The following is a 512-nucleotide window of genomic DNA, read 5'->3' as shown; positions in this document are numbered from 1 at the left end:
AGCGGGTCGCTCGACGGGTCGCGGAACCGGGCGAGGTAGGCCAGCCAGAGCCCGACCAGCCGGGCCGTCCACTCCGGACGCAGCCCGGCGGCGAGCTGGTCACGCATCGTGCCGAAGACCCGTTCCGGCAGCTTCCGTGAGCCGTCGCGGGCGACCTGGGCGGTGGTGTGCCGGATCATCGGGTTGGCGAAGCGGCGCAGCACCTCCGCGCGGTAGCCGGGGACGTCGGCACCGGGCGGTGGCTGCAGCACCGTCGCCACCTCATCCATCAGCGCCACCACCTGCTGGTGCAGCGCCGGGTCGGCGGCGGCGCTGCTGATGGTGTCGTGGCCGGCGAGCGCGCCCTGCCAGGCCAGCAGCGAGTGCGAGGTGTTGAGCACCCGGAGCTTGAGCTGCTCCCAGCCGGCGACGTCGGGCACCAGCTGGACACCGACCCGGTCCCAGCCGGGATGGCCCGCCACCAGATCGTCCTGCACCACCCACTGGCTGAAGGGCTCGGCGACCACCAGGCC

General features: G+C 73.8%; 1 protein-coding gene. It reads right to left on the bottom strand.

Annotated elements, in window-relative coordinates; genetic code table 11:
• Positions 1–512, bottom strand: a 512-nt coding sequence (locus DAI20_RS18170; protein ID WP_497802661.1) for a mannitol dehydrogenase family protein, incomplete at both ends; no start/stop codon positions are given.

The sequence above is a fragment of the Planctomonas deserti genome, assembly GCF_003067705.1.
GTDB classification, from domain to species: Bacteria; Actinomycetota; Actinomycetes; order Actinomycetales; family Microbacteriaceae; genus Planctomonas; species Planctomonas deserti.
This window is presented reverse-complemented; position numbering and strand designations above follow the sequence as displayed.